3 protein-coding genes are annotated in these 2101 nt (G+C 63.2%); 1 reads left to right on the forward strand and 2 read right to left on the reverse strand.

Going from position 1 to position 2101, the window contains the following annotated elements; translation table 11 throughout:
- The coding region (locus tag AC1D0Z_RS20245) for a uroporphyrinogen decarboxylase family protein (protein ID WP_477659962.1) at positions 1–521 on the reverse strand (521 nt) is incomplete at its 3' end.
- Positions 522–632: 111 nt separating this feature from the next.
- Between AC1D0Z_RS20245 and AC1D0Z_RS20250 the strand changes: the two genes are divergently transcribed.
- Positions 633–1010: an aminoacyl-tRNA synthetase gene (locus AC1D0Z_RS20250; RefSeq protein ID WP_477659963.1), complete on the forward strand. Its 378-nt coding sequence runs from the start codon at positions 633–635 to the stop codon at positions 1008–1010.
- Here the strand turns inward: AC1D0Z_RS20250 and AC1D0Z_RS20255 are convergent.
- Positions 991–2101 (reverse strand): putative bifunctional diguanylate cyclase/phosphodiesterase (locus AC1D0Z_RS20255; protein WP_477659964.1); only part of this gene is annotated, 1111 nt, incomplete at its 5' end. The genes AC1D0Z_RS20250 and AC1D0Z_RS20255 overlap by 20 nt on opposite strands.

A 2101-nucleotide genomic window follows, 5' to 3' on the forward strand; every position in this document is an offset into this window, starting at 1 on the left:
CGCTGGTAGAGCATGGTCTTGACCAGGCGGTAATCGTCAGAACCTGCGCCTTCGACCATGTAGCAGGCCAGCGTCCAGGGGCTGCCCGAAAAGCCGATCAGCGGCACGCGGCCATTCAGCGCCTTGCGGATCGACGTGACGGCGTTGAACACATAGCGCAGCTTGTTCATGTCCGGCACTTCCAGCCTGGCCACGGCGGCCTCGTCGCGGACCGGTGTGGCAAAGCGCGGGCCTTCGCCGAGCGCGAAAGACAGGCCCAGGCCCATGGCGTCGGGCACCGTCAGGATGTCGCTGAACAGGATGGCGGCATMCAGCGGGTAACGCTCCAGCGGCTGCAGCGTCACTTCAGTGGCGTAGTCGGTATTGGTGGCCAGGCCCATGAAGCTGCCGGCCTGGGCCCGCGTAGCACGGTATTCGGGCAGGTAGCGGCCGGCCTGGCGCATCAACCAGACGGGGGTGTGATCAGTGGCCTGGCGCAGGCAGGCGCGCAAAAAGGTGTCATTTTGAAGGGGTACGAACATGCACCAATTGTCTCAGGTGTGGCGCAACGCCTGCTGGCCTCTTCTCCAGTTAGGAATTACCATGGTTACGCGGGCCGTGCCTGGCCTGTGAACAGCTTTCAGGGGTGTTTCATGCACATGAACGACCAGGAGTATTTCCGCAGCTGTATTGCCAGGGAGCGGCATCTGGCTCAGCTGTTGGGCCATAYGCACATCGAGGAATGCTACGAAAGCGCGGGCACCCTCTGGGACGGCAACCATGCCCTGCCGCAGTGGACGCGCGACTGGCGTGCTTGCGGGCCTCTGATGACGGCCTACGGCATCACGGTGAGTTATGGCGGCGAAGGCGCTACCCTGGGTTCCACGACAGTGCGCTTCGCGGACCACCCAGGCCGTGACCGCGCGGTAATGTACGGCATCGTCAAGGAAGTGATCTTCCGGCTGGAGCACCATAAGGCGGCGCCCTTGCCCGCCSCCACGTTCACCACCATCAAATGTGCAGTGTCTTGATGAAAGCTTCGAGCTCGTCGATGGGCAGGGGTTTGCAGAACAGGTAGCCCTGGTAGCAGTCGCATCCATGGCGCGACAGGAAGTCGCGCTGGGCTTCGGTCTCAACCCCTTCCGCCACCACGCCCAGGCCCAGGCTTTGCGCCAGGCCGATGATGGTGCGTGCGATGGCCGCATCGTTGGGGTCACGCAGGATGTCTTCCACAAAAGACTTGTCAATTTTCAGCTGGTCCAGCGGCAGGCGCTTCAGGCATGAGAGTGAGGAATAGCCCATGCCGAAATCGTCAATGGAAAGGGTTACGCCCATCTTTTTGAGCCGGGCCATTTTGGTGATGGTGACCTCCATGTTTTCAGCCAGCAGGCTTTCGGTCAGCTCCAGTTTGAGCTTGTGCGGGCTGACTTTCGTTTCCTTGAGTGCGGCCATGACAAGGTCCACGAACTCCGGATGACGGAACTGCCGCACACTCACGTTGACGGCGACGCTAAAGGCTGCGGTCTCGGGGCGGTGGGCCCACGCCGCAAGCTGGCGGCAAGCCGTCTCAAGCGCCCATTGGCCCAGCGGAAGTATCAGCCCGGCCTCTTCCGCCGCAGGAATGAACTCGGACGGCTGCACCAGGCCGCGCCCGCCGTGCTGCCAGCGCAGCAGCGCCTCGACGCCCGTCATGCGTCCGTCGCGCCCCACCTGCGGCTGGTAGTACAGGAGAAACTGCTTTTCGCGCAGGCCCTGGCGCAAGTCCGATTGCAGCGCGGCGCTGGCGGTGACGGCGGCCTGCATCGCCGGGTTGAAAAAACAGATGGTATTGCGCCCCGACATCTTGGCCTGGTACATGGCCAGGTCAGCCTGCTTGAGCAGGTCGCCGATGTTGTCCAGGGTCTGGTTGAACGAGGTGATGCCGATACTGCAGGTGCTGTAGTGCTGGTAGCCGGCCAGGCTGTAGGGCTCGCTCAGCGCAGCAAGGATTCGTGCACCGACAGCTTCGGCTTTCGCGGCCGCCTGGTGCGGGTCCTGGCCCAGGTCTTCGAGCATGACCACAAACTCGTCCCCACCCAGGCGTGCCACCGTGTCGGGCTGTTCCAGGCAAGCCGCCAGGCGC

The sequence above is a fragment of the Polaromonas sp. P1_E3 genome (genome assembly GCF_056405935.1).